The organism is Streptomyces sp. NPDC053432, from assembly GCF_055585365.1.
The window spans coordinates 207650-234239 of sequence record NZ_JBVJKF010000010.1 but is presented as its reverse complement, the minus strand read 5'-3'; the positions used below and the strand labels follow the sequence as shown (position 1 = coordinate 234239).

Here is a 26590-nt window from a genome sequence, read left to right as displayed (position 1 = left end):
CCCGGCACGGGGGCGTCGTCGCGCTCGCCGCCTGTATCGGCATCTGGCTCGTCTCCAGCGGCTCGCGCGAGCCGATCGGGCCGCCCCTGCCCTCCCCCGCCGACGCCCTGAGCTCCGCCGGAACCACGGGGCCCACCGTCGCACCGCTGCCCGGCTCCCCGCCCACCCGGATCCGGATCCCCTCGATCCGGGTCGACGCACCGCTGACCGGGCTCGGGCTGGAGCCGGGCGGCAGCCTGGAGGTGCCGCCGCCGGCCCGGCGCGACCTGGCCGGCTGGTACCGCGACGGCACCACCCCGGGCGCCACGGGCACCGCCGTCATCGCCGGGCACGTGGACAACGCGGCCGGGCCGGCCGTCTTCTACCACCTGGGCGCGCTGCACCGGGGGGCTTCCATCGAGGTCGCGCGCGCGGACGGCCGTACCGCGGTGTTCACGGTCCACGCGGTCGAGGTGTACGACGCCGGGGCCTTCCCCGACGCCCGCGTGTACGGGGCTTCGCGGCGCGCCGAGCTCCGGGTGATCACCTGCGGGGGAGGCTTCTCGCCGCGTACCGGCTACCGCGGGAACGTGGTCGTCTTCGCCCACCTCACCGGGACGTACTGACCGGGGCGGGACCGGCTAGGGGGTGTTGCGAAAGCCCCGTGCGGGTGCTAACCCCACTGCTCCAGGCCGAGCTTCACCACGAGCGCGCTCACCACGGTCAGCAGCACCGCGCGGACGAAGCCGCTGCCCTTCCTCAGCGCCATGCGGGCGCCGATCATGCCTCCGGCCAGGTTGAACACGGCCATCAGCGCGGCCAGCTGCCAGAGCACCATGCCCTGGTAGGCGAACATCGCGAGCGCCCCCGCGTTGGTGCAGCAGTTGACGATCTTGGCGGTCGCGGAGGCGGTGACCAGGTCGAGGTGGAGCAGCGCCGTCAGTGCGAGCACCAGGAAGGTGCCCGTGCCCGGGCCGATGAGGCCGTCGTAGAAGCCGATGCCCAGGCCGGCCAGGCCGATGGCCAGCAGGACCCGCCGGCGGCTGACGGGCGAGGCGGCCGGAGCGGCACCGAAGCCGGGCCGGAGGAGCACGAAGGCGGCGACGACCACCAGCACCACCATGATCAGCGGTCGGAGCGCGTCCTTGCTGATCCCGCCGGCGAGCGCGGCGCCGCCCATCGAACCGGCTAGGGCGGCCAGGCCGATCCGGACGGCGAGCTTCACGTCCACCGGGGCCCTGCGCGCGTAGGTGATCGCCGCGCCCGTGGTACCGACGATGGCCACCGCCTTGTTGGTGCCGAGGACGGTGGCTGGGTGGGCGTTCGGCAGGCCGAGCAGGAGGGCGGGCAGGAGCAGCAGGCCGCCGCCGCCCACCACGGCGTCGATCCAGCCCGCCGCCGCGGCGGCCACGCACAGCACGATGATCATGGTCGTTGATATGTCAGGCACGACCCGACCCTATGGACCTGTCGGGTGCAGTGACCATCGATCTCCGGAAACTTGCGCAAAGGTTGAGCTTCTCCGGTCCGCGGCCCGGTCCGGGGCCGCCGGCGCCGCCGGATCCAGCACGGCCGTCAGCACGGTCGCGGCCAGTACGCCGGCCAGCCCCAGCCCGGCCGCCAGGCGCTGCCCGGGTCCCAGGGAAACCGGTACGGCCGGCCACCGCCGCGGCTTGCGGTGCCGGGCCCCCGGCGCCACGGCGACGGGCGCGGACACGGACGACACGGGCACGGACGACACGGGCACGGACACGTGGAGCGGATGGCGCACGGACACCCGGCACACCTCTCTGAATCGGAAGGGGGCTCAGAAGCTGAAGCACTCGGAATGGATACGTCCGGCCGGCACCCCGGCCCGCAGCAGCGCGCCCCGGGTCGCGTAGGCCATCCCCGGCGGCCCGCACAGGTACACGTCGTGCTCGGCCAGGTCCGGCACGAGCGCGGCCAGCGCCTGCGGGGCCAGCGGATCGTAGGCGGCGCCGGACGGCCCGAGCAGGTAGTGCAGGCCCGCCCCCCGCTCGTCGGCGATGGCTTCCAGTTCGCGGCGCAGTACGAGGTGCTCCTCGGCCCCGGCCCGGTAGAGGAGGGTGATGTCCCCGGGGCCGCCGGGCAGCGTCTCGAACAGCGCCCGCAGCGGGGTGATGCCGACCCCGCCCGCGATCAGCAGCACCTTGGGCCTGGTCCGCCGGGCGGCGGTGAGCGCGCCGAACGGCCCGGTCGCCAGCACCCGGGTGCCGGGACGCAGCCGGCGGATCCGCCGGGAGTGGCCGCCGAGCCCCTTGACGGTGATCCGCAGCGTGTCCCCGTACACCGGCGCGGACAGCGAGAACGGCAGGGCCGTGTGCCACAGCCGCCGCTCCAGGAACCGCCAGCGCAGGAACTGCCCCGGCTCCGCGCGCAGTTCCGCCAGGTGCTCCCCGCGGACCACGACGGAGACCACACCGGGCCCCTCCGGCCGTACCTCCGCGACCCGCAACCCGTGCCGCAGGGCCTGCCGTACGGGAACCACCGCGCGGTACCAGACCAGCAGCACCGCCACCATGGTGTGGGCCAGCGTCCAGAACCAGGCGACCGGGGCGAGGTCGGGCCCGGCCATCTGGTGCGCGAAGGCGAGGGCGGCGGCGAGGTACACGAACAGGTGGACCCCACGCCAGGTTTCGTGCGAGACCCGGCGGCGTACCGCCCGGGCGGAGGTCACGCCGACCGCCGCCAGGAGGACGGTCCCGGCCGCGGCGGCGGCGAGCGCGCGGTAGCCGAGCAGCTCCCGGACGGCGGAGACCACGTCGACCCCCTCGTGCACGGCGTATCCGAGCAGGGCGAACAGCCCGTGCCCGAAGCAGAGCAGCAGGACGTGCCGGCCGCCGAAGGCGTGCCAGCGCGCGAGCCGGTCGGCACCGACCCCGTGCTCGACCGCCGGTACCCGGGCCATCAGGAACAGCAGCACGAGCACCCCGTACCCGGCGAGCAGGCCCGTGAGGTGCGCGGCGGTCGCGAACAGCGCGTCGGGCCGGGCCGAGGGCCGCACCTGCGCCGCCCAGAGCAGGGTCACCACCCCCGCCCCGGCCGCGATCCCGCCCCTGACCCGCACCGCCGCATCTCGCATGCGCAGCACGCTAAGGGCCCCGCAGGCGGCCCGGATGATCCTTAAGCCCGCCTTGAGGAACGCCTCACCGACCCTTAATCCCCATGCTGAGATCGGCGTTCCGTCCGGGTAACAGGAGCGATGCGGAGGGGAAACAGCCGCCCCGCACGCTCGTTCCATGACATCGGAGCAGCGTGTGGTGGTGATCGGCGGCGGCCTCGCGGGCCTGCGACTCGCCGCGCGTCTGGACGGCGCGGCGGCGGTGACCGTCCTCGGCGAGGAGAGCCACGTCCCGTACAACCGGGTGCTGCTCGCCGAGGTCCTGGCGGGCCGGTACGCCCCGGAGGTGACCGCCCTCCCGGCGGTCGGACCGGCGCTGCGGCGCGGGGTGCGGGCGGTCCGCGTCGACCGCGCCGACCGTACGGTCCACTGCGACGACGGCGCGGCACTGTCCTACGACGCCCTGGTCCTGGCGACGGGCTCGAACGCGGTGCTGCCGCCGCTGCGGGGCCTGTTCGAGCCGGAGGGCCGCGAACTCCCGGACGGGGTGCACGCCTTCCGCACGATGGACGACTGCCTGGCCCTGTCGGCGGCCGTGGGCCCCGGGGTGCGGGCGGTGGTGATCGGCGGAGGCCTGCTGGGCGTCTCGGCGGCCCGTGCGCTGGCCGCGCGGGGCGCGCAGGTGGTCCTGGCGCAGCAGGGCGAGCGCCTGATGGAACGCCAGCTGGACGCGGACGCCTCCGCGCTGCTGCACGCCCACCTGACCGCGCTCGGCGTGGAGATCCACACGGAGTGCCGGGTCAGGGGCCTGACCACAGGTCCGCTCCCGGGGCTCCGCCCCGGACCCCGCGCCTCAAACGCCGGCGAGGCTGGATTCGGGCTGATGTCGCCGGCCACCGGTCCGGCACCTCAGGAGGCAAACCCAGCCTCGCCGGGGAACGACCCAGCCCCTCCGGCGTTTGAGGAGCGGGGTCCGGGGCGGAGCCCCGATCCTTCGGCCCCGCCGGCGATCGAGGCGCGGGCCCCCCGGGGCAGCGCCCCCGTGGCGGCGCCGCACGGCAACCGTCGCGTCACCGGGGTGGAGCTGGCCGACGGCTACCACCTGGCGGCCGACATCGTCGTGCTCGCCTGCGGCGTACGCCCCCGCACCGGCCTCGCCCAGGCCGCCGGGCTGAAGATCCGCACCGGCATCGTGGTCGACGACCACCTCCGCACGAGCGACCCCCGCGTCCACGCCATCGGCGACTGCGCCGAGCACGCGGGCCAGGTGTACGGCCTGGCCGGCCCCGCCCTGGAGCAGGCCGAGGCCCTCGCCGCCACCCTCACCGGCCGCCCCACCCCCTACACCGGCACCCGCGCCCTCACCCGCCTCACCCTCCCCGGCGCGGACGGCTCCCTCGACCTCGCCGCCTTCGGCGAGACCACCCCCCTCCCCGGCGACGACGTGGTCCGCCTGGCCGACGCCACCCGCCGGACCTATCGCAAGGTCGTCGTCCGCGGCGACCGCCTCGTCGGCGGCGTGCTGCTCGGCGAGCTCTCGACCGTGGGGGCCCTCGCCCGCACCTGGGAGGGCGGCGAAGCACCGCACGACCTGTTCCACCTGCTCACCGACGACGGAGGCCACTGACATGACCGTGACCGAGCCCTTGCCCACGATCGTGCTCATCGGGCACGGCATGGTCGGCCAGCGCTACCTCGAAGCGCTCGCCGAGCGCGGGGTCACCGCCACCCACCGGATCACCGTGCTCTGCGAGGAGCCCCGGCCCGCCTACGACCGCGTGCACCTGACCTCGTACTTCTCCGGCAGCACTCCCGAGGACCTGTCCCTGACGCCCCCCGGCTTCATGGCCGAGCACGGCATCACCCTGCGCCTCGACGACCCCGCCGAGCACATCGACCGGGCCGCCCGCACCGTCACCTCCCGCTCCGGCGAGGTGTTCCCGTACGACGTCCTGGTCCTGGCCACCGGCAGCTACCCCTTCGTGCCGCCCGTACCCGGCAAGGACGCGCCCGGCTGCTTCGTCTACCGCACCATCGAGGACCTCCTCGCCATCGAGGAGTACGCGAAGGACAAGGCCGCCGGCGCGGTCGTCGGCGGCGGGCTGCTGGGGCTGGAGGCCGCCGGCGCCCTGCAGGGGCTCGGACTCGCCACGCGCGTCGTCGAGTTCGCCCCGCGCCTGATGCCCGTACAGGTCGACGAGGGCGGCGGCGCGGCCCTCCTGCGCACCATCGAGGGCATGGGCCTCGCCGTCCACACCGGCGTCGGCACGCAGGAGGTGCTGACCGGCGAGGACGGCCGCGTCAGCGGGATGCGGCTGTCCGACGGCTCCACCGTCGACACCGACCTCGTCGTCTTCTCCGCCGGCGTCCGCCCCCGCGACCAGCTGGCCCGCGACTGCGGTCTGGACGTCGGCGAGCGCGGCGGCATCTCGGTCGATGCCCGCTGCCGCACCTCCGACCCGTACGTCTACGCCATCGGCGAGTGCGCCCTCGCCGTCGACGGCCGCGTCTACGGCCTGGTCGCCCCCGGCTACGAGATGGCCGAGACCGCCGCCGACGATCTGCTGGGCCGGGAGAAGGAGTTCACGGGCGCCGACCTCTCCACCAAGCTCAAGCTGCTCGGCGTGGACGTGGCCTCCTTCGGCGACGCCCACGGCACCGCCCCCGACAGCCTCGACGTCGTCTGGTCCGACTCCCGCTCCGGCGTCTACAAGAAGCTCGTGGTCTCCCCGGACGGGGTCCTGCTCGGCGGGGTCCTGGTCGGCGACGCGGACGCGTACGGGCTGCTGCGCCCGCTCACCGGCAGCGTGCCGCCCGTCGCCCCCGAGCAGCTGGTGCTGCCCGCCGGGGTCGGAGCGCCCGTCGCGCTCGGCCCGTCATCGCTCCCCGACCACGCGGTGATCTGCTCGTGCCACAACGTCACCAAGAAGGCGATCATCGCCTGTGCCACCCTCCCCGAGGTCAAGAAGTGCACCAAGGCGGGCACCGGCTGCGGCAGTTGCGTCAAGGTGATCGGGCAGCTGCTGCCGGCCGCCGCCGACAAAGGGCTGTGCGGCTGCTTCCCCTTCACCCGTGCCGAGCTCTACGAGATCGTCCGCACCCGCCGCCTGACCTCGTACCGGGAGATCCTGGACGGGCACGGCCGCCCGGAGGCACGCGGCGGCGAGGGCTGCGAGGTCTGCAAGCCCGCCGTCGGCTCGATCATCGCCTCGCTCGCACCGACCCTCGGCGCGAGCGGCTACGTCCTCGACGGGGAGCAGGCCGCGCTCCAGGACACCAACGACCACTTCCTCGCGAACATGCAGCGCAACGGCTCCTACTCGGTCGTGCCGCGCATCCCGGGTGGTGAGATCACCCCCGACAAGCTGATCGTGATCGGCGAGGTGGCCCGCGACTTCGGCCTCTACACCAAGATCACCGGCGGTCAGCGGATCGACCTCTTCGGCGCGCGCGTGGACCAGCTCCCGCGGATCTGGGCCCGGCTCGTCGACGCCGGTTTCGAATCCGGGCACGCCTACGGGAAGGCGCTGCGCACGGTGAAGTCCTGCGTGGGGCAGACCTGGTGCCGCTACGGGGTCCAGGACAGCGTGAAGATGGCCATCGGCCTGGAGCTGCGCTACCGGGGTCTGCGCGCCCCGCACAAGCTGAAGTCGGCGGTCTCCGGCTGCGCCCGCGAGTGCGCGGAGGCGCAGAGCAAGGACTTCGGGGTCATCGCGACGGCCGCCGGGTGGAACCTGTACGTCGGCGGCAACGGCGGGGCCACCCCGCGCCACGCGGACCTCCTCGCCCAGGACCTGTCGGACGCCGAGCTGGTCCGGCTCATCGACCGGTTCCTGATGTTCTACATCCGCACCGCCGACCGGCTGGAGCGGACCTCCACCTGGCTGGAGCGGCTGGAGGGGGGCCTGGGCCACCTGCGGGACGTGATCGTGCACGACTCGCTCGGGCTGTGCGACGAGCTGGAGGCCCTGATGGCCGACCACGTCGCCCACTACCGGGACGAGTGGGCCGAGACGCTCCAGGACCCGGAGCGGCTGCGCCGGTTCGTGTCCTTCGTCAACGCGCCCGGCGCCCCCGACCCGACCGTGAAGTTCGTGCCCGAGCGCGACCAGGTCAAGCCCGACCTGGCCGTCCTGACGATCGGAGGAGTCCGATGACCGTGGAACTGCAGGTGGCGGAGGGCTGGCTGACGGTGTGCGAGCTGTCCTCGCTCACGCCCGGGCGCGGGGTGGCGGCGCTGCTGCCCGACGGGAGCCAGGCCGCGGTCTTCGTCGACCGCGCGGGGCGCACGTACGCCATCGCCAACCGGGACCCCTTCACCGGCGCGCAGGTGCTCTCGCGGGGGCTGCTGGGAGCCGCGGCGGGCCGGCCCTTCGTGGCCTCGCCGCTGCTCAAGCAGCGCTTCGACCTGGAGTCGGGACGCTGCCTGGACGACGACGAGGTGACGGTCCGGACCTACCCGGTGCGGACCGCCGCTACCTCGTAGGGGTACGGCTCAGCCCTGGACGGCGGCCGGGTCCATCCACACGAACTCCCAGACGTGGTGGTCCAGGTCCTCGAAGGCGCGGCCGTACATGAAGCCCATGTCCATGGCCGGGCGGGGTTCGGTGCCGCCCGCCGCCAGGGCGGCGTCGACGATCTCGTCGACCTTCTCGCGGCTGTCGGCGCTGAGGGCCACCATCACCTCGGTGACGGAGCCGGCGTCGGCGATCGGCTTGGTGGCGAACGTCTTGAAGTGGGCCTCGGTCAGCAGCATCGCGAAGATCGTGTCGCTGATGACCAGGCAGGCCGCGTTCTCGTCGGTGAACTGCGGGTTGGTGGAGTAGCCGAGCTTCGCCCAGAAGTCCTTGGCGGCGTCCAGGTCCTTGACCGGCAGGTTGACGAAGATCATCTGGGGCTGGGACATCTCGGTCTCTCTTCTCTCGCGTGGCTGAGCTCTGCTCGCTGCTTACGAGAGGTGGACCGGGGCCGCGCGGGAAACTCATCGCTCCCGCCCGAAGTTTTTTCGGCTTTTCTTCGGCCCTCCCTCGGGCCGGCACGAAACCGCAGGTCAGAGCGTTCCCGTCAAGCGCAGCTCCAGCGCGGCCAGCGGGATGAAGCCGATGCCGTCCCCGGTCTCCATGGATGCGCCGGCCCCCGCGAGCCGCCTGTGCAGGGTCAGCGCGATCCGCTCGCCCTGGGCCTTGGCCCGCTCCGCGTTCGGCCCGCGGTGCAGGCCGTCGACGGTCGCGTGCCACAGCTGCACCCAGCGGCCGAAGTCCGCGGCGGTCATCTTGCGTACCGAGTCCAACGCGGCGTGCGGGGCGAAGGCGTTGCGCCGGTAGTCGGCGCTGCGGAACAGGGCGCGCTCCCAGAAGTCGGCGATCCGGGGGAGGTGAACCTCCAGGTCCGTGCCCGCGATCTCGGTGAAGAACGGCCCGATCCGGGAGTCGGCGAAGGCGGCCGTGTAGAAACGGCGCAGCACGACCTCCAGGTCGGCGCGGCCGGAGATGTCGGCGGCGGCGGCGAAGTGGCACATGGGAGCACCATCCTCCACCGCGCCGGGCCGGGCCAGGGCAGAAGGTCCCGCGCCCTCGCCAGTCCAGCCCCGCCGGCGTTGGAGGCGCGGGGGCCCGGGGGCGGAGCCCGCGGGGGCCCGGGGGCGGAGCCCCCGCGACGGCGCCGCACCGCACCACCGGCAGCCCCCGCAGGGGCACCGCACCCGCCGGGGCGGCGCCGGCGCGTCACGAGGCCACCGCCCCGCCCTTCAGCAGCGCGGCCCCCAACGGCGTCACGGTATGGAGCACCGCGTTCCCGTGCCGCAGCGTGGTCACCAGCCCCGCCTCCCGCATCACGCACGCGTGCTGGCTGGCCGAGGCCAGCGACACCCCGGCCCGCCGGGCCAGCTCACTCGTGGTCGCGCCGTCCCCTATGGCCCGCAGCACCACCGAGCGGGTGTGCCCCACGAGCTTGCCCAGGGTGCGCACCCGCTGCTCCTCCACCGTCGGCCGGGCCGCCTCACCCCCCGTGGGCGCCGACGCGAGCTGCGCGGCTGCCGGATAGACCAGGACCGGCGGCAGCTCCGGGTCGTGCAGCGTCACCGCCGTGCGGCGGCAGAAGAAGGACGGCTGGAGCAGCAGCCCGCGGCCCCGCAGCCGTACGTCCCGGTCCACGGGGTAGTCGCACTCCAGCACCGGAGCCCGCCAGCGCAGCATCGGCGGCAGCGAGGCCAGCAGCTCGTCCGCGCCCCCGTCCAGCAGGGCCCGGCCGCGCGCGGCCCGCTCGGCCTCGATCTGGGCCTGGATGTGCGTCCAGTACGGCTCCACGGCCGCCCGGTGGTACGCCCGCAGCTCGCCCAGCAGTCGCGGCAGGTGTTTGGCGGAGTCGTCCATGAACTCACGCAGCCGCGGCGGCAGCGCCACACCGCCGCCCGCACCGGAGCCGGCACCCGCGCCCGCGACGCCGCCGCCCAGCAGCTCCAGCTCCCGCCGGATCCGCTCGGGACGGATCCCGCGCAGGGCGTCCAGGCCCACGTCCCACCCGTACTGCCCCTCGACGGGCGTCAGGAAATCAGGGAAATACCCCTTGCTCGGTATAAGCATACCGAGCGTGCGTGTTTCACTGTTCAACCTGATGCGCGATTCCGTCCGCCATTCACCGAACAACCGGACATCTCGCCGGTCCCTTAGCCGATGAAAGCTGAGAATCGTTTCCCACAACGCATCGGGACGCCCTGCCATCCGTACGCGTGCCAGGTCCACTCCAGTGAAATGGATACGCAGCACCGAACCCCCACCTGTGCAACCGCAATCCCCCCGCCCCATGAGTATGCATGCAGTCACACGTGGTCACCACGCCCTTTCGGCCACAGTTGAAACCCCTTTCGGCAGAGGCGTGACAACCGAAATCCTGTACTCCGCCGGGCACACTCCGATGCGACCGAAACGCTCCGCGAAGGCCGTGGGGGGCTTTGCGGGGCCTGGCGGTCGGTCGCACGGGAAGCGCCGACGTGCCCGGCAGAATGACAGCGGCGGTGGACGGGTGGGGATCCGTCCACCGCCTGCTGGCGTAAAGATTTGTTGAACAAGAAAAAATGGGCGCGTCTGCCCTCGGGGGTCAGGGAACCCGGGGGCAGACGCGCCGTCTTGGGAGGCCCTTCCCAGGGCCGGGGGTCAGCGGCTGTCGCTGCCCTTCGCCTCGGCGGCCGCACGACCGGCCTCCAGGCGCGCCACCGGAATCCGGAAGGGCGAGCAGGAGACGTAGTCGAGGCCGACCTCGTGGAAGAAGTGGACGGACTCGGGGTCACCGCCGTGCTCGCCGCAGACGCCGAGCTTGAGGTCGGGGCGGGTGGCCCGGCCCTGCTCGACCGCGTGGCGGACCAGCGAGCCGACGCCGTCCTTGTCGATGGTCTCGAAGGGCGAGACCCCGAAGATGCCCTTCTCCAGGTAGGCCGTGAAGAAGCTGGCCTCGACGTCGTCGCGGGAGAAGCCCCACACCGTCTGGGTCAGGTCGTTCGTGCCGAAGGAGAAGAACTGCGCGGCCTCGGCGATCTGGGCGGCCGTCAGGGCGGCGCGCGGCAGCTCGATCATCGTGCCGATGCTCAGCTTGAGGCTGGTGCCGGTGGCGGCCTCGACCTCGGCGATGACCGCGTCGGCCTCCTCGCGGACGATCTCCAGCTCCTGGACGGTGCCGACGAGCGGGACCATGATCTCGGCGCGCGGGTCGCCCTTGGCGTTCTTGCGCTCGGCCGCGGCCTCGGCGATCGCCCGGACCTGCATCTTGAACAGGCCGGGGATGACCAGGCCGAGGCGGACGCCGCGCAGACCCAGCATCGGGTTCTGCTCGTGCAGCTTGTGCACGGCTTGGAGCAGGCGCAGGTCGTTCTCGTTGGGGTCCTTGCGGGACTCGGCGAGGGCGACGCGCACCGACAGCTCGGTGATGTCGGGCAGGAACTCGTGCAGCGGCGGGTCGAGGAGGCGGACGGTGACGGGCAGGCCGTCCATCGCCTCGAACAGCTCGACGAAGTCCTTCTTCTGCAGCGGCAGGAGGGCACTGAGTGCCTCCTCGCGCTCGCCGTCGGTGTCCGCGAGGATCAGTCGCTCCACCAGTTCGCGGCGCTCGCCGAGGAACATGTGCTCGGTGCGGCACAGGCCGATGCCCTGGGCGCCGAAGCGGCGGGCGCGCAGCGCGTCCTCGGCGTTGTCGGCGTTGGCGCGCACCCGCAGGCGGCGGACGCGGTCCGCGTACGCCATGATCCGGTGCACGGCGGCGACGAGCTCGTCGGCGTCGTCGGCGCCGGCGTGCATGCGGCCCTCGAAGTACTCGACGACCGGGGAGGGTACGACGGGTACCTCACCGAGGTAGACCTTGCCCGTGGAGCCGTCGATGGAGACGACGTCGCCCTCTTCGATGACCGTGTCGCCGACCGTCATGCGGCGGCGCTTGGTGTCGACGTCGAGCTCCTCGGCGCCGCAGACACAGGTCTTGCCCATGCCGCGGGCTACGACGGCCGCGTGGGAGGTCTTGCCACCGCGGGAGGTCAGGATGCCCTCGGAGGCGATCATGCCGTCCAGGTCGTCGGGGTTGGTCTCGCGGCGGATCAGGATGACCTTCTCGCCGGACCGGGACCACTTGACGGCCGTGTAGGAGTCGAAGACGGCCTTGCCGACGGCCGCGCCCGGGGAGGCGGCGATGCCGCGGCCGAGCAGGGTGGTCTTGGCACCCTCGTCGAAGCGCGGGAACATCAGCTGCGCGAGCTGGTGGCCGCTGACCCGCTGGAGGGCCTCGGCCTCGTCGATCAGGCCCTGGTCCACGAGCTGGGTGGCGATGCGGAAGGCGGCGCCGGCGGTGCGCTTGCCGACACGGGTCTGCAGCATCCACAGCTGGCCGCGCTCGATGGTGAACTCGATGTCGCAGAGATCCTTGTAGTGGGTCTCCAGCGTCGTCATGATCGTCATGAGCTGGTCGTACGAGGTCTTGTCGATGGACTCGAGGTCCGCGAGCGGCACGGTGTTGCGGATGCCCGCGACGACGTCCTCGCCCTGGGCGTTCTGCAGGTAGTCGCCGTAGACGCCCGCGTGGCCGCTGGCCGGGTCGCGGGTGAAGGCGACGCCGGTGCCGGAGTCGGGGCCGAGGTTGCCGAAGACCATGGAGCAGACGTTGACGGCGGTGCCCAGGTCGCTCGGGATGCGCTCCTGGCGGCGGTAGAGCTTGGCGCGGTCGGTGTTCCACGAGTTGAAGACGGCCTCGACGGCGAGGTCGAGCTGCTCGCGGGCGTCCTGCGGGAACTCGCGGCCGGCTTCCTTCGCCACGATCTTCTTGAAGGCCTTGACGAGCTTCTTCAGGTCGGCTGCGTCGAGGTCGGTGTCGACGGTGACCTTCTTGGCGGCCTTGGCCTCGTCGAGGGCGTCCTCGAAGAGCTCGCCCTCGATGCCGAGGACGGTCTTGCCGAACATCTGGATGAGGCGGCGGTACGAGTCCCACGCGAAGCGCTCGTTGCCGGCCTGGGTGGCGAGGCCGGTGACGGACTCGTCGGAGAGGCCGATGTTGAGGACGGTGTCCATCATGCCGGGCATCGAGAACTTGGCGCCGGAACGCACCGAGACCAGCAGCGGGTCGTCCGACTGGCCGAGCTTCTTGCCCATCTTCGTCTCGAGGGCGGCAAGGTGGGCGCTGACCTCGTCGCGCAGGACGGCCGGGGCCGAACCGCTCTCGAGGTAGACCTTGCAGGCCTCGGTGGTGATGGTGAAGCCGGGAGGGACCGGGAGACCAAGGTTGGTCATCTCGGCGAGGTTGGCTCCCTTGCCGCCGAGAAGGTCCTTGAGGTCGCGATTGCCCTCGGTGAAGTCGTAGACGAACTTCTGATCTTTGTTTTCCGACACGGGTCTCGACTCCTCGAGGCTCGGTGGCTGCCCTGACGGCCAGGAACATACCCAGATCGAAGGCTTATGGGTACGTCCACTTGGCCGTCATACGGCTGTAACCACCCGTGCGCCAGCAGATCGAAAGTAACTCACGGGTAATGAGAAAGTACGAAGAGCCTTCATAAGCCGAAGGAAGAAGGGGCGTTTGGCCCGGGATCACGCTCGGATGAGCGATCATCGATACATTTGCGTTCAAGTCTTGAACGCACAAAGGGTGGCACCCAGTGCCACCCTTTGGAAGTCTTACCCGTGACTTACGCGCTCATCTGAGCAAACCCCTACCCATGCGTGGCGTATATCACGCGCCACGCAGGGCGATTTGTCAGCCTCCGGACGTGTCCAGTTCGGCGTCCTCGCTCACACCGGCGCAGTCGTACGGGTCCTTCAGCCAGCCGTCCGGCAGGACAACCCGGTTGTTTCCGGACGTCCTGCCGCGCGGGCCGTCCGCGCTCTCGGGCCAGCCCTGGTCCAGGTCGAGCTCGCTCAGATGAGCGTCCAATTCGGCGAGCGAAGAGGTCACCGCGAGCTTGCCCCGCATCTCGGAGCCCACCGAGAAGCCCTTGAGGTACCAGGCCACGTGCTTACGGAAGTCGATCACCCCGCGCGTCTCGTCCCCGATCCACTCCCCCAGCAGCTGCGCATGCCGGAGCATGGTGCCCGCGACCTCGCGCAGCGTGGGCTTGTGGAAGTCCTCCGGGCGCCCCTCGAAGGCCGCCACGAGGTCGTTGAAGAGCCACGGCCGCCCCAGGCAGCCGCGCCCGACCACCACGCCGTCGCAGCCGGTCTCGCGGACCATGCGCAGCGCGTCCTCGGCGCACCAGATGTCGCCGTTGCCGAGCACCGGGATCTCCGGCACGTGCTCCTTGAGCCTCGCGATGGCGTCCCAGTCGGCGGTGCCGCCGTAGTGCTGGGCGGTGGTGCGCCCGTGCAGGGCGATCGCGGTGATCCCCTCCTCGACGGCTATCCGGCCGGCGTCGAGGTAGGTGAGGTGCTCGTCGGTGATGCCCTTGCGCATCTTCATGGTCACCGGCAGGTCGCCGGCGCCCGCAACGGCCTCGCGCAGGATCGCGCGCAGCAGGTTGCGCTTGTAGGGCAGGGCCGAGCCGCCGCCCTTGCGGGTCACCTTGGGGACGGGGCAGCCGAAGTTCAGGTCGATGTGGTCGGCACGGTCCTCTTCGACGATCATGCGGACCGCCTTGCCGACCGTCACGGGGTCGACCCCGTACAGCTGAATCGACCGGGGCTTCTCGGTCTCGTCGAAGTGGATCAGCTGCATGGTCTTCTCATTGCGCTCGACCAGGGCGCGGGTCGTGATCATCTCGCTCACGAACAGCCCCTTGCCGCCCGAGAACTCCCTGCAGAGGGTACGGAAGGGGGCATTGGTGATGCCGGCCATGGGGGCGAGCACCACGGGGGGCTGCACGGTGTGCGGGCCGATCGCGAGAGGCGGGGGGAGCGTGGTCATCCGCCCATTGTCCCGCATGCCGCGGCCATGGGTGCGGACGTACCATCGGCGGCATGATCGAGACGAGTTCCCGGCAGCGCATGCTCGTCCTGGCGATCTGCTGCATGAGCCTGTTGATCGTCAGCCTCGACAACACCGTCCTGAACGTCGCGCTCCCCACCATGCGCACGGAACTGGACGCCTCGGTCGCGGGCATGCAGTGGACCATCGACGCCTACACGCTCGTGCTGGCCTCGCTGCTGATGCTGATGGGCTCCACGGCCGACCGGATCGGACGCCGCAAGGTGTTCGTCACCGGCCTCGTGCTCTTCACCGCGGGGTCCCTGCTGTGTTCGCTGGCGCCCGGACTCGAATGGCTCATCGCCTTCCGGATGGTCCAGGCGGTCGGCGGCGCGATGTTGAACCCGGTGGCGATGTCGATCATCACCAACACCTTCACCGATCCGGCCCAGCGGGCGCGGGCCATCGGCGTGTGGGGCGCCGTCGCGGGCATCTCCATGGCCGCGGGGCCGCTGATCGGCGGGCTCCTGGTGGATTCCGTGGGCTGGCGCTCGATCTTCTGGGTCAACCTGCCGATCGGCCTCCTGGCGCTGGTGCTGACGCTGCGCCACATCCCGGAGTCCCGGGCGGCCAGGCCGCGGCGGCCCGACCCGGTGGGCCAGGTCCTGATCATGGTGCTGCTCGGCTGTGTGACGTACGGGATCATCGAGGCGCCGTCGGCGGGCTGGCGTTCGCCGGTGATCCTGGGGTGCGCCCTGGTGTCCGTCGTCGCGCTGGTGGGGCTGCTGGTCCACGAGCCCCGGCGCGAGGAGCCGCTGATCGACTTCCGGTTCTTCCGGAGCGTGCCCTTCAGCGGGGCGACGGTGATCGCGGTGAGCGCCTTCGCCTCGATGGCCGGCTTCCTCTTCGTGAACACCCTGTACCTGCAGGACGTACGGGGGCTGGACGCGCTGAACGCGGGGCTGTACATGCTGCCCATGGCCGCGATGACGCTGGTCATCGCGCCGCTGTCGGGGCGTCTCGTGGGCAGTCGCGGGCCGCGGCTTCCGCTGCTGATCGCGGGGTCGGCGATGGGCGCGAGCGGGCTGCTGTTCGCCGTGTTCCGGGGTGAGACGTCCACCCCGCTGCTGTTCACCGGGTACGTGCTGTTCGGGATCGGCTTCGGCATGGTCAACGCGCCCGTCACCAACACGGCCGTCTCCGGCATGCCGCGCTCCCAGGCGGGCGTCGCGGCCGCCATCGCCTCCACCAGCCGCCAGACCGGCAGCACGCTCGGCGTCGCCGTGGTGGGGGCGGTGCTGGCCGCCGGGATGGCGGACGGCCGGGACTTCACCGGGGCGGCCGTCCCGGCGTGGTGGATCATCACGCTGTGCGGGGTGCTGGTGCTGGTGCTGGGCGCGGCGTCGACCGGCACGTGGGCGCTGCGCACGGCGGACCGGACGGCCCGCGCCCTGGAGGAGCCGCCGGGGCCCCTGGCGGAGATGGGCGCGCCGCGCGCGTGAGGGGCGCCGCGCGTGGGGGGCGCCGCGCGTGGGGGGCGCCGCGCGTAAGGCCCGGCGTGTGAGGGGCGCCGCGCGTGCGGGCTCGGTGCGCGCTGTGAGGCGCCGGCCCGGCGCCGGCCGCGGGTGACTACTCCCCGCAGGTGAAGTCCTCGGCCGAGGTGTTGACCCGGTCGAGGAGGCCGCGCAGGACCTCGCGCTCCTGTACCGACAGCGCGCCGAAGATGCCGCCTTCGACCTCGTCGAGGGCGGCGTTGGTCGTGCCGAGGGCTGCCCGGCCCGCGGCGGTGATCACCACGTTGTGACGGCGGCGGTCGGCCGGGTCCCGGCGGCGTTCGGCGAGGCCGTCGCCCTCCAGGTCGTTCAGGATGCCGACGAGCACGCTGGGGTCCACCTCCAGCCGGTCGGCGAGCGCCCGCTGGCTGAGGGGGCCGTCCTCCAGGTGCATCAGCGTCATGGCGTGCCGGGGGGTGAGCCCTGCCGCGCCGAGCGCCTTCTTCATACGGGTCTGGGTGATCGATCCGTGCCAGGCGAGCAGCAGGCCCAGCCGCTGCGGGGGATGCGATCCGTCCTGATCTGCCGTCATGTGTCACATCGTAGCAATGAAGAAATGATTGCATGGATCAGATCGTTGATGCTATTCAATGGTTAGCAACCACCGACCGTTGGAGATTTTCATGTTCCTCGCCTATGCCGTCGTCGGCCTCCTGCTCGCCCTGGCCCTCGCCGCCTCCGCCGCCTTCTCGCTCCAGCGCAACGACCAGATCGTGGCGAGCATGCGACGCGTCCAGGTCCCGGACTCCTGGCTGCCGCGACTGGCCGGCCTCAAGGCCGCCGGGGCGATCGGCCTGGTCGCGGGCCTGTGGGTGACGCCGCTCGGCGTGGCCGCGGCGGTCGGCGTGACCCTCTACTTCATCGGCGCGGTCGTCGCCCACCTGCGCGTCAAGGACTACGAGCTGGCGCCGGCGGCCGTGCTCACCCTGGTCGCCGCGGCCGCCCTGGTGCTGCGGATCCTGGCCTGACACTGACGAGTGACAGATATTGAAATCTGTCACTCGTCATGCCATTCTCGTTGCATGGAGACGAACGAGAACACCCTTGCGACCACCGACCACCGCGAGAACGCCCACCGGGAGCGCGTTCACCGCACCCTCGGCAGCACCGGCCCCACCGTCTTCCCGCTGGGGCTGGGCTGCATGGGGATGTCCGCCCTGTACGGGACGGCCGACCGCGGCGAGTCCCTCGCGACCATCCACGCCGCCCTGGAAGCGGGCGTCACACTGCTCGACACCGGCGACTTCTACGGCATGGGCCACAACGAGCTGCTGATCAACGAAGCCCTGCGCACCGCGCCCGCCGCGGCCCGCGAGCGGGCGCTGACCAGCGTCAAGTTCGGCGCCCTGCGCACGGTCGAAGGCGGCTTCACCGGCTATGACGGCCGGCCCGAGGCCGTGAAGAACTTCCTGGCCTACTCGCTCCAGCGGCTCGGCCGGGACCACATCGACATCTACCGGATCGCCCGCGTGGATCCGGCCGTGCCGATCGAGGAGACCGTGGGGGCCATCGCCGAAGCGGTCCAGGCCGGGCACGTGCGCCACATCGGCCTGTCCGAGGTCGGCGCCGACACCCTGCGCCGCGCCGCCGCCGTGGCCCCCATCGCGGACCTCCAGATCGAGTACTCGCTGATCTCGCGTGGCATCGAGGCCGAGATCCTGCCGACCGCGCGCGAGCTCGGCATAGGCGTGACGGCGTACGGGGTGCTCTCGCGCGGTCTGATCAGCGGCCACTTCACCCGGGACCGGGCGCTCACCCCGGGCGACTTCCGCGGCATGAGCCCCCGTTTCCAGGGCGAGAACCTCGACCGGAACCTCGATCTGGTCGACGCCCTGCGCAAGGTCGCCGAGGGCAAGGGCGTGAGCGTCGCCCAGACCGCCATCGCCTGGGTGCTCTCCCGGGGCGAGGACATCGTGCCGCTGATCGGCGCCCGGAGCCGCGAGCGGCTGGCCGAGGCACTGGGTGCCCTGGACATATCCCTGGAGGCCGGGGACCTGGCCGCCATCGAGGAGGCCGTGCCCGAGGGTTCCGCGGCCGGGGAGCGTTACCCGGCGGCGCAGATGACCCACCTGGACAGCGAGCACTGAGCGGGCGGTACGGTCGTACCCATGTCCCCCGCCGCGGCCGAGCCCCTGACACCCGAGCGCATCCTCGAGACCACCGAGGACGTGCTGCGACGCTTCGGCCCGACCAAGGCCACCGTGGTGGACGTGGCCCGCGCCCTGGGCGTGAGCCACGGCAGCGTGTACCGGCACTTCCCGTCCAAGGCCGCGCTGCGCGAAGCCGTCACGGACCGCTGGCTCGCGAAGAGCGTCGCGGTACTGGAGGAGATCACCTCGGCGCCCGCGCAGAGCGCGCCCTCCAAGCTGGAGGCGTGGCTGGAGGCGCTCTTCGAGGCGAAGCGGCACAAGGCCGGCGACGATCCCGAACTGTTCGCCACCTACACGGTGCTGCTCGCCGAGAACAGCGGCGTGGTCGACGCCCACCTGAGCGAGCTGATCGACCAGTTGGCCCGGATCATCGCCGAAGGGGTGTCCGCGGGCACGATCGCCGCGGATGACGTGGCGGCCACGGCCCGTGCGGTGTTCGACGCCACCGGCCGGTTCCACGACCCGCAGTACGCGGCCGAGTGGCGCTCGCCCGGGATCATCGCCGAGTTCGAGGCCGTCACCACCCTGATCATCCGAGGTCTGCGCGCCTGACCTGGCTGGATCCGTTCGGAATCATTCCGTCCGGTCCGCTTGGTGATCATTTTAGTGGTCTCAGCTTGTACATGTCATCGCCGTGTCCTTACGGTCCCCCTACCGCACTCAACTGCACGTTCCAGGGGGAACCTTGTCAGCCCAAGAAGCACGACCCGCACCTCCCAGCCGGCCCGCACCTCCCGCCCGCTCCGGGGCAGCGACCGCCATCGGCTGGATCCTGACCATCGGGCTCAACGTGGTCGCGCCGATCATCACGTACAACACGCTCGTCGACGACCACGGGTGGAGCGAGTTCTCGGCACTGCTCCTCAGCAGTGCCTGGCCGGTGCTCGACAGCGCCATCAGCCTGGCCTGGCGGCGCAAGCTCGACGAATTCGCCGTCATCACCCTGGTGTTCATAGTGATCACGGCCGTCGTCTCGCTCGTCGGCGACCCCTCCGCCCGCGCCCTGCTCATCAAGGACTCGTGCGTGACCGGCCTCTTCGGGCTGCTCTGCCTGGCCACGCTGCTCGCGCCGCGGCCGCTGATGTTCTACTTCGGCCGCAAGTTCGCCACGGACGGCACTGCGGAGAGCACCGCCTGGTGGAACGGTCTGTGGCAGTACGAGGGCTTCCGCACCACCATGACGCGGATGACCCTCGTCTGGGGCGTGGCGTATGTCGCCGAGGCGATCGTCCGCGTCGTGCTGGCGTTCGTGCTGGACACCAAGACCATGGTGGCCGTCAGCCCGATCATGATCTACGGGGTGCTGGGCGCGCTGGGCATCTGGACCGCGATGTACGGGAAGCGGTCGCAGGCCGAGGGCGAGCGCCGCGCGGCCGAGGCCGCGGCCGCCGAAGCCGCGGCGGGCGGGACCGCCTGAGCGGACGGGACCGCGTAAAGGACCAGTGGCCCGGTGCGTACCTCGCGCACCGGGCCACCGGTCTTCTGTCTGCGGGGGCGGACCTAGCAGCCGAGCAGGCGGCTGCCGAGGTAGCCCTGGATCTGGTCCAGGGAGACGCGCTCCTGCTTCATGGTGTCGCGCTCGCGCACGGTCACCGCGTTGTCCTCGAGGGTGTCGAAGTCGACGGTGACGCAGAACGGGGTACCGATCTCGTCCTGGCGGCGGTAGCGGCGGCCGATGGCGCCCGCGTCGTCGAACTCGATGTTCCAGAACTTGCGCAGGTCGGCGGCGAGGCCCTTGGCCTTCGGCGACAGCTGCGCGTTGCGGGACAGCGGCAGGACGGCGACCTTGATCGGGGCCAGGCGCGGGTCGAAACGCATCACGGTGCGCTTCTCCATGACGCCCTTGGCGTTGGGGGCCTCGTCCTCGACGTACGCGTCGAGCATGAAGGCGAGCATGGCGCGGTTGACACCGGCCGCCGGCTCGATGACGTACGGGGTGTAGCGCTCGCCCGACTCCTGGTCCAGGTAGGACAGGTTCTGGCCCGAGGCCGCGGAGTGGGCCTTGAGGTCGAAGTCGGTGCGGTTGGCCACGCCCTCGAGCTCGGAGAACTCACTGCCGCCGAAGTTGAAGCGGTACTCGATGTCGGCGGTGCGCTTCGAGTAGTGGGACAGCTTCTCCTTCGGGTGCTCGTACCAGCGGATGTTCTCCTCGCGGATGCCGAGGTCGCGGTACCAGTTCCACCGCTCCTGCATCCAGTACTCCTGCCACTGCTCGTCCTCGCCCGGCTTGACGAAGAACTCCATCTCCATCTGCTCGAACTCGCGCGTGCGGAAGATGAAGTTGCCGGGGGTGATCTCGTTGCGGAAGGACTTGCCCATCTGCGCGATGCCGAACGGGGGCTTCTTGCGCGAGGTGGTCTGCACGACGGCGAAGTTGGTGAAGATGCCCTGGGCGGTCTCGGGGCGCAGGTACGCCTTGGAGCCGGTGTCCTGGGTCGGGCCGAGGTGGGTCTCCAGCATGCCGGAGAACTGCTTCGGCTCGGTGAACTGGCCCTTCACACCGCAGTTGGGGCAGTTGATGTCGGCCAGGCCGTTCTCGGGCAGGCGGCCGTGCTTGGCCTCGTACGCCTCTTCCAGGTGGTCGGCGCGGTGACGCTTGTGGCAGGAGGTGCACTCGGTCAGCGGGTCCGAAAAGGTCGCGACGTGACCGGAGGCCACCCAGACCTCGGGGGCCAGGATCACGGAGGAGTCGATGCCGACGATGTCCTCACGCCCGGTGACCATCGCCTTCCACCACTGGCGCTTGATGTTCTCCTTGAGCTCGACACCCAGCGGACCGTAATCCCAGGCGGCCTTGGAGCCGCCGTAGATCTCACTGCAGGGGAAAACGAAGCCACGGCGCTTGCTCAGGCTGACGATGGTGTCGATCTTGTCGGCGGCCACGGTGCTCTCTTCATTACGAGGACGAACGGCGAAGTCTCTAGGTTACCGGCGCCCGCACCTCCCCTTTCAAATCGGGACCCCCCTTCCGCGGCCGCTCCGGGCGCCCCTCACCAGGGTTTTTGACAATCGTTTCCATCTTTGATGAAAATGGATGTCATGAACGTACGACGCCTCATACCCACCGCCGCCCTCGCCGCCTCCGTAGCCCTCGGCGCCACGGCCCTCACGGCCTGCTCCGGCGCCGGCGCGGCCGGCAGCGGCAAGGACGGCAAGCTCGACGTGATGGCGTCGTTCTACCCGATGCAGTTCCTCGCCGAGCAGATCGGCAAGGACCACGTGAAGGTCTCCACCCTGACCAAGCCGGGCGTCGAACCGCACGACCTGGAGATCACGCCGAAGCAGACCGGGCAGCTCGGCGAGGCCGACGTGGTCCTCTACCTCAAGACGTTGCAGCCCGCCGTGGACAAGGCCGTCGCCCAGTCCGGCGTGAAGAACGTCGTCGACGCGGGCAGCCTCACCGAGCTGGAGGTCCACGGCGCCTCCGGACACGACCACGCCCACGAGGGCGAGGGCGAGGGCGGCCACGACCACGGCCACGACCACGACCACGGCGAGGGCGGCCAGGACCCGCACGTCTGGCTCGACCCCACCAAGTACGCGGAGATCGCCAAGGGCGTCGGCGCGGCCCTGGAGAAGGCCGACCCGGGCCACGCCGCGGACTACAGGAAGAACACCGCCGAACTCGTCGCCGGACTGGCCGCGCTGGACACCGAGTTCAAGGACGGCCTGAAGAACACGGCCTCCAGGACCTTCATCACCACCCACTCCGCCTTCGGCTACCTCGCCGAGCGCTACGGCCTGGACCAGGAGGGCATCTCCGGGGTCGACCCCGAGTCCGAGCCCAGCCCGGCCCGGATGAAGGAACTCCAGGCCCTCGCCAAGCAGGAGAATGTCTCCACGGTGTTCTTCGAGACCCTGGCCAGCGACAAGACGGCCAAGAGCCTCGCGACGGACACCGGTCTGAAGACGGACGTCCTGGACCCGCTCGAGGGAATCTCGGACAAGTCCCAGGGCGCTGACTACTTCGAGGTCATGCGGTCCAACCTGAAGAACCTCCAGAAGGCCCTCGGAGCCAAGTGATGACAGCAGCAGCAACGGAGGCGCGAGCCATGCAGTCCACGCCCCGACCGGCTGACGACCAGCCCGTCATATCCCTGCGCGGGGCCACGGCCTCGCTCGGCTCGCGCCCCGTGCTGCGCGGCGTCGACCTCACCGTCCGCCGCGGCGAGGTCGTCGCCCTGCTCGGCGCCAACGGATCCGGCAAGTCCACCGCGGTCCGGGCCGTGGTCGGCCAGGTCCCCCTCTCCGGCGGAGACCTCTCCCTCTTCGGCACGGACTTCAAGCGCTTCCGCGACTGGTCCCGCATCGGGTACGTCCCGCAGCGCACCACCGCGGCCAGCGGGGTCCCGGCCACCGTGCGCGAGGTCGTCTCCGCCGGCCGGCTCGCCCGCTCCCGCTTCGGCCTCCTGCGCAAGGCCGACAAGGCCGCCGTCGAGCGCGCCCTCGTCCTCGTCGGCATGGAGACGCACGCCGAGGTCTCGGTCAACGCCCTTTCCGGCGGCCAGCACCAGCGCGTGCTCATCGCCCGGGCGCTCGCCGTCGAGCCCGAACTGCTGATCATGGACGAGCCGATGGCCGGTGTGGACCTCGCCAACCAGGAGGTCCTCGCGGGCGCCGTCCGCGAGCAGGTGGCCGCCGGCACCACCGTCCTGCTCGTCCTGCACGAACTGGGCCCGCTGGAGCCGCTGATCGACCGTGCCGTCGTCCTGCGCGACGGCTGCGTCGTCCACGACGGCCCGCCCCCCGAGGCCGTGGGCCAGCACGCGCTGCCCGGCCACGACCACGTACACCCCCACGCGGCGCACGACGCCGAGCCCCTGCGGACGGGACTGCTGAGCTGATGGAACTCCTCGACTACGCCTTCATGCAGCGGGCCCTGCTCGCGGCCGTGCTGGTCGGCCTCACGGCCCCCGCGATCGGCACGTACCTGGTCCAGCGCCGCCAGGCCGTCATGGGCGACGGCATCGGCCACGTGGCGATGACCGGCGTCGCCCTCGGCTTCCTGTTCAACGCCAGCCCGGTGTGGATGGCCACCCTCGTCGCCGTCATCGGCGCGGTCGGCATGGAACTGATCCGCTCCCGCGGGAAGACCAGCGGCGACATCGCACTCGCCATGCTCTTCTACGGCGGCCTGGCCGGCGGCGTCATGATCATCAATCTGGCGCCGGGCGGCTCCACCGCCAATCTGACCAGCTACCTCTTCGGCTCCATCACCACGGTCTCGGCCGAGGACATCACGGCGGTGGTGATCCTCGCCGTGTTCGTCATCGCCGTCACCCTCGGCCTGCGCCGCCAGCTGTTCGCGGTCTGCCAGGACGAGGAGTTCGCCCGGGTCACCGGACTGCCGGTGCGCGCGCTGAACCTGCTGATGGCGGTCACGGCCGCCGTCACCGTCACGGTGGCGATGCGCATCGTGGGCCTGCTGCTGGTCAGCGCCATGATGGTGATCCCGGTCGCGGCCGCCCAGCGGGTCACCCGCGGGTTCACCGCGACCCTGGCCGTGGCCATGACCATCGGCGTGCTCGTCTCGCTGACCGGCACGGTCACCACGTACTACGTCGACGCCCCCTCCGGCGGCTCGATCGTGCTCCTCGCCATCGCCGTGTTCATGATCATGACGGCGGTCTCGGCGCCCCTGGCCAAGCGACGGGCGAAGGCGACCCCCGCCACCCAAGAGGTGTGTACCCGCGACGACGTGAAGGTCTAGGCCCGGCGGCCGCCTGGCACAATGGCCGCAGGCCTATACGAGGAGGAACCGGTGGCGACTGCGCCTGGCGAGATGAACGCGCCAGTACGAGGACGATCCACCCGCCAGCGGGCCGCGGTCGCGGCGGCGCTGGACGAGGTGGACGAGTTCCGCAGCGCCCAGGAACTCCACGACATGCTCAGGCACCGTGGCGATTCCGTGGGTCTGACCACCGTGTACCGCACCCTCCAGTCCCTCGCGGACGCGGGCGAGGTCGACGTCCTGCGCACCAGCGACGGCGAGTCCGTCTACCGCCGCTGCTCCACCGGGGACCACCATCACCACCTGGTCTGCCGCAAGTGCGGCAAGGCCGTCGAGGTGGAGGGCCCGGCGGTGGAGAAGTGGGCGGAGTCCGTCGCCGCCGAGCACGGCTACGTCAACGTGGCCCACACGGTGGAGATCTTCGGCACCTGCGCGGACTGCGCGGCCGCAAGCTGAACCAGCGCTAGATCCGGCGCAGGTTCGCGTCCAGAAGTGCCCGCAGCCGGTCGACGTCGGCCGGCTGCCGGACGCCGCGCTTGGGCAGGACCGTCATGGCCACCGCCCCCTTGTCGTCGCTGAGCAGGACGAACGCGCCGTCGGCCTCCGCGTACGTGGGCTGCGCGGCCCAGGAGATGCGCGACTCCGTGGTGGCCGTCCGCACCGTGATCCCCGTGCCGTCGACGACGGTGCGGCAGTCACCCGCCTTCTCCAGCAGCCCCCGGAAGGCCCGCGCCTGGACGCGCGGGCCGAACAGCGCGAACACCCACATCACCACGCCGCCGGTGAGGAACCCGGCGGCCCGGACCGCGGTTCCGTCCCCCGTGATCGCCAGGACCCCGATGAGCAGCGACAGCGTCCCGGTCAGGGGGAACAGCCACCGCCTGCGGCGGCCGGCCGCCGTCCGCGCGTCCCGCAGGCGCACGGCCTCGGCGAGGTCCTTCGTAGTGATCCGATAGGCCAGTTCGACCGTCTCCGCGACGGGCCCCGTCGCGCCGTACTCCATGTCCATGACAGGCGACCCTATCCGGGTCGCCACGTCCGCATCCGGCGGGTGTGCCGCCGGATGCGGCTCGGGGCCGGTCAGGCCGTGGGGCCGGGCTCCGGCTGGTTGGGGACGGCGCCGCCGAAGCGGCGGTCGCGCTGGGCGTACTCCAGGCAGGCGTTCCACAGGTGGCGCCGGTCGAAGTCCGGCCACAGCACGTCCTGGAAGACCATCTCGGCGTACGCGCTCTGCCAGATCAGGTAGTTGGAGGTGCGCTGCTCCCCGCTGGGGCGCAGGAAGAGGTCCACGTCCGGCATGTCCGGGTAGTAGAGGTACTTGGCGAGGGTCTTCTCGTTGACCTTCGACGGGTCGAGCCGGCCGGCCTTCACGTCCTCGGCGAGCGCCTGGGCGGCGTCGGCGATCTCGGCGCGGCCGCCGTAGTTCATGCAGAAGTACAGCGTCAGCTTGTCGTTGTCCTTGGTCTGCTCCTGGGCGACCTGGAGCTCCTTGGCCACGGACTTCCACAGCTTGGGCATGCGGCCCACCCAGCGCACCCGGATGCCCAGCGCGTCGAGCTGGTCACGGGTCTTGCGGATGAAGTCGCGGTTGAAGTTCATGAGGAAGCGCACCTCGTCGGGCGAGCGCTTCCAGTTCTCGGTGGAGAAGGCGTACAGGGAGATGTTCTTGACGCCCATCTCGATCGCGCCCTGGAGGACGTCGAGGACGCGCTCCGCGCCGACCTTGTGGCCCTCGGTGCGCGGCAGGCCGCGTTCCTTGGCCCAGCGGCCGTTGCCGTCCATCACGATCGCGACGTGCTCCGGCACCAGCTCGCCCGGGATCTTCGGCGGTACGGCGCCGGAGGGGTGCGGCTCGGGAAGCCTGTACTCGCGGCGGGAGCGTCCCAGGAATCCGCGTACTGCCATGGCGCTTTGGTCTCCGATCTCGGTCACTTCTCTACGTAACGCAAGGAACGCAGCCCACGCTCCAGATGCCAGTGGAGATAGGCGGAGACGAGTCCGCTCCCCTCGCGCACGTGCCGCGGCTCCGCCGCGTCGGCGGTCACCCAGTCCCCCGACAGCAGGGCGCTGAGCAGCCCGATGGCCTCAGCAGATGGTACGACGCTTCCGGGGACCCGGCAGTCCCCGCATATGACCCCGCCGGCACCGACGGAGAAGTGCCGGTTGGGACCGTGGATCCCGCACTTCGCGCAGTCCTGGAAGCTGGGCGCGTAGCCGTTCACGGCGAGGGAGCGCAGCAGGAAGGCGTCGAGGATGAGGTGCGGTTCGTGTTCGCCTCGGGAGAGGGTGCGCAGGGCGCCCACGAGCAGCAGGTACTGCTGCACGGCGGGCTCGCCCTCGTTCTCGGTGAAGCGTTCGGCGGTCTCCAGCATCGCGGTGCCGGCGGTGTAGCGGGCGTAGTCGGTGACGATGCCGTTGCCGTAGGGGGCGATGATCTCGGTCTGGGTGCAGAGCGGCAGGCTGCGGCCGATCAGCTCGCTGCCCCGGGCGAAGAACTGGACGTCGGCGTGGGAGAAGGGTTCCAGCCGAGCCCCGAACTTCGACTTGGTGCGCCGGACGCCGCGCGCGACGGCCCGCACCCGTCCGTGACCCCGGGTGAGGAGCGTGATGATGCGGTCCGCCTCACCCAGCTTCTGGGTGCGCAGCACGATGCCGTCGTCGCGGAACAGGCTCATGCGCCCATTGTCCCGTACGGCGCGGCCGGTCCTTCGGCGGGCGGGCGGCCGGA

At 71.3% G+C, this 26590-nt stretch carries 25 protein-coding genes; 13 read left to right on the top strand and 12 right to left on the bottom strand.

Translation table 11 applies throughout. The features are described from left to right. Window positions 1-35 precede the first annotated feature (35 nt). A complete protein-coding gene (locus ACZ6Y1_RS19135; protein ID WP_469630708.1) occupies window positions 36-605 on the top strand; it encodes a class F sortase in 570 nt (189 codons plus the stop codon). Between the two features lie 47 nt (window positions 606-652). On the opposite strand, the gene ACZ6Y1_RS19130 is transcribed toward ACZ6Y1_RS19135, so the two are convergent. Both ACZ6Y1_RS19130 and ACZ6Y1_RS19125 read right to left on the bottom strand, forming a co-directional pair. Next, window positions 653-1429 (bottom strand): sulfite exporter TauE/SafE family protein, encoded by a 777-nt coding sequence (locus tag ACZ6Y1_RS19130; protein WP_469630582.1) that lies wholly within the window; start codon window positions 1427-1429, stop codon window positions 653-655. Between the two features lie 357 nt (window positions 1430-1786). Then, window positions 1787-3082: a ferredoxin reductase family protein gene (locus ACZ6Y1_RS19125; protein ID WP_469630579.1), complete on the bottom strand. Its 1296-nt coding sequence runs from the start codon at window positions 3080-3082 to the stop codon at window positions 1787-1789. Window positions 3083-3239: 157 nt separating this feature from the next. Between ACZ6Y1_RS19125 and ACZ6Y1_RS19120 the strand changes: the two genes are divergently transcribed. The 3 genes from ACZ6Y1_RS19120 to nirD are packed head-to-tail and all read left to right on the top strand — an operon-like array spanning window position 3240 to window position 7547. Continuing rightward, on the top strand, window positions 3240-4688 hold the full coding sequence (locus tag ACZ6Y1_RS19120) for an NAD(P)/FAD-dependent oxidoreductase (protein WP_469630576.1): 1449 nt from the start codon (window positions 3240-3242) through the stop codon (window positions 4686-4688). Window position 4689: 1 nt separating this feature from the next. After that, entirely contained in the window at window positions 4690-7218 is a 2529-nt protein-coding gene (gene nirB / locus ACZ6Y1_RS19115; protein ID WP_469630573.1) for a nitrite reductase large subunit NirB, read from the top strand. Beyond that, on the top strand, window positions 7215-7547 hold the full coding sequence (gene nirD, locus ACZ6Y1_RS19110; RefSeq protein ID WP_469630569.1) for a nitrite reductase small subunit NirD: 333 nt from the start codon (window positions 7215-7217) through the stop codon (window positions 7545-7547). The genes nirB and nirD overlap by 4 nt, the downstream gene beginning before the upstream one ends. 9 nt (window positions 7548-7556) lie before the next feature. Here nirD and ACZ6Y1_RS19105 read toward each other — a convergent pair whose 3' ends face one another. The 5 genes from ACZ6Y1_RS19105 to dusB all read right to left on the bottom strand — a co-directional run bounded on the left by ACZ6Y1_RS19105 (window position 7557) and on the right by dusB (window position 14446). Further along, window positions 7557-7967, bottom strand: a complete 411-nt coding sequence (locus ACZ6Y1_RS19105) for a VOC family protein (protein ID WP_469630566.1) — start codon at window positions 7965-7967, stop codon at window positions 7557-7559. Between the two features lie 144 nt (window positions 7968-8111). After that, complete coding sequence (locus ACZ6Y1_RS19100; protein WP_469630563.1) at window positions 8112-8579, bottom strand: group III truncated hemoglobin; 468 nt, start codon at window positions 8577-8579, stop codon at window positions 8112-8114. Between the two features lie 205 nt (window positions 8580-8784). Beyond that, a complete protein-coding gene (locus ACZ6Y1_RS19095) occupies window positions 8785-9825 on the bottom strand; it encodes an ArsR/SmtB family transcription factor (protein ID WP_469630559.1) in 1041 nt (346 codons plus the stop codon). A 387-nt stretch (window positions 9826-10212) separates the two neighbouring features. Next, a complete protein-coding gene (gene ppdK / locus ACZ6Y1_RS19090; protein WP_469630556.1) occupies window positions 10213-12921 on the bottom strand; it encodes a pyruvate, phosphate dikinase in 2709 nt (902 codons plus the stop codon). Between the two features lie 364 nt (window positions 12922-13285). Beyond that, complete coding sequence (dusB, locus tag ACZ6Y1_RS19085) at window positions 13286-14446, bottom strand: tRNA dihydrouridine synthase DusB (RefSeq protein WP_384595387.1); 1161 nt, start codon at window positions 14444-14446, stop codon at window positions 13286-13288. Window positions 14447-14481: 35 nt separating this feature from the next. On the opposite strand from dusB, the gene ACZ6Y1_RS19080 reads away from it, so the two are divergent. Continuing rightward, window positions 14482-15930: an MFS transporter gene (locus ACZ6Y1_RS19080; protein WP_469630551.1), complete on the top strand. Its 1449-nt coding sequence runs from the start codon at window positions 14482-14484 to the stop codon at window positions 15928-15930. A gap of 127 nt (window positions 15931-16057) precedes the next feature. On the opposite strand, the gene ACZ6Y1_RS19075 is transcribed toward ACZ6Y1_RS19080, so the two are convergent. Continuing rightward, complete coding sequence (locus ACZ6Y1_RS19075; protein ID WP_469630548.1) at window positions 16058-16513, bottom strand: MarR family winged helix-turn-helix transcriptional regulator; 456 nt, start codon at window positions 16511-16513, stop codon at window positions 16058-16060. 91 nt (window positions 16514-16604) lie between these two features. On the opposite strand from ACZ6Y1_RS19075, the gene ACZ6Y1_RS19070 reads away from it, so the two are divergent. The 4 genes from ACZ6Y1_RS19070 (at window position 16605) to ACZ6Y1_RS19055 (ending at window position 19548) form a co-directional block, all read left to right on the top strand. Next, a complete protein-coding gene (locus ACZ6Y1_RS19070) occupies window positions 16605-16949 on the top strand; it encodes a DoxX family protein (protein ID WP_469630546.1) in 345 nt (114 codons plus the stop codon). Window positions 16950-17003: 54 nt separating this feature from the next. Then, on the top strand, window positions 17004-18068 hold the full coding sequence (locus tag ACZ6Y1_RS19065; protein WP_469630544.1) for an aldo/keto reductase: 1065 nt from the start codon (window positions 17004-17006) through the stop codon (window positions 18066-18068). Window positions 18069-18089: 21 nt separating this feature from the next. After that, window positions 18090-18683: a TetR/AcrR family transcriptional regulator gene (locus ACZ6Y1_RS19060; RefSeq protein ID WP_469630541.1), complete on the top strand. Its 594-nt coding sequence runs from the start codon at window positions 18090-18092 to the stop codon at window positions 18681-18683. Window positions 18684-18816: 133 nt separating this feature from the next. Beyond that, window positions 18817-19548: a VC0807 family protein gene (locus ACZ6Y1_RS19055; RefSeq protein ID WP_469630538.1), complete on the top strand. Its 732-nt coding sequence runs from the start codon at window positions 18817-18819 to the stop codon at window positions 19546-19548. An 83-nt stretch (window positions 19549-19631) separates the two neighbouring features. Here ACZ6Y1_RS19055 and ACZ6Y1_RS19050 read toward each other — a convergent pair whose 3' ends face one another. Next, a complete protein-coding gene (locus ACZ6Y1_RS19050; RefSeq protein WP_469630535.1) occupies window positions 19632-21014 on the bottom strand; it encodes a glycine--tRNA ligase in 1383 nt (460 codons plus the stop codon). Window positions 21015-21170: 156 nt separating this feature from the next. Here ACZ6Y1_RS19050 and ACZ6Y1_RS19045 point away from each other — a divergent pair, with 156 nt between their 5' ends. From ACZ6Y1_RS19045 to ACZ6Y1_RS19030, 4 genes are read left to right on the top strand one after another with little or no spacing between them, the layout of a single operon-like run. Beyond that, entirely contained in the window at window positions 21171-22154 is a 984-nt protein-coding gene (locus ACZ6Y1_RS19045) for a metal ABC transporter substrate-binding protein (RefSeq protein WP_469630532.1), read from the top strand. A gap of 29 nt (window positions 22155-22183) precedes the next feature. Then, window positions 22184-22975 carry a metal ABC transporter ATP-binding protein gene (locus tag ACZ6Y1_RS19040; protein WP_469630705.1) on the top strand — a complete coding sequence of 264 codons (792 nt, stop codon included), beginning with the start codon at window positions 22184-22186 and terminating at the stop codon, window positions 22973-22975. Further along, on the top strand, window positions 22975-23841 hold the full coding sequence (locus tag ACZ6Y1_RS19035) for a metal ABC transporter permease (protein WP_469630529.1): 867 nt from the start codon (window positions 22975-22977) through the stop codon (window positions 23839-23841). The genes ACZ6Y1_RS19040 and ACZ6Y1_RS19035 overlap by 1 nt, the downstream gene beginning before the upstream one ends. A 51-nt stretch (window positions 23842-23892) precedes the next feature. Continuing rightward, a complete protein-coding gene (locus tag ACZ6Y1_RS19030; RefSeq protein ID WP_469630525.1) occupies window positions 23893-24318 on the top strand; it encodes a Fur family transcriptional regulator in 426 nt (141 codons plus the stop codon). 7 nt (window positions 24319-24325) lie between these two features. Here the strand turns inward: ACZ6Y1_RS19030 and ACZ6Y1_RS19025 are convergent, their stop codons facing one another. The 3 genes from ACZ6Y1_RS19025 to recO all read right to left on the bottom strand — a co-directional run bounded on the left by ACZ6Y1_RS19025 (window position 24326) and on the right by recO (window position 26537). Next, window positions 24326-24871, bottom strand: a complete 546-nt coding sequence (locus tag ACZ6Y1_RS19025; RefSeq protein ID WP_469630522.1) for a YcxB family protein — start codon at window positions 24869-24871, stop codon at window positions 24326-24328. 71 nt (window positions 24872-24942) lie between these two features. Further along, window positions 24943-25767, bottom strand: coding sequence for an isoprenyl transferase (locus ACZ6Y1_RS19020; RefSeq protein WP_469630519.1), 825 nt, complete (start codon window positions 25765-25767; stop codon window positions 24943-24945). 23 nt (window positions 25768-25790) lie between these two features. Beyond that, window positions 25791-26537 carry a DNA repair protein RecO gene (gene recO / locus ACZ6Y1_RS19015; protein WP_469630516.1) on the bottom strand — a complete coding sequence of 249 codons (747 nt, stop codon included), beginning with the start codon at window positions 26535-26537 and terminating at the stop codon, window positions 25791-25793. Between the last annotated feature and the right edge of the window lie 53 nt (window positions 26538-26590).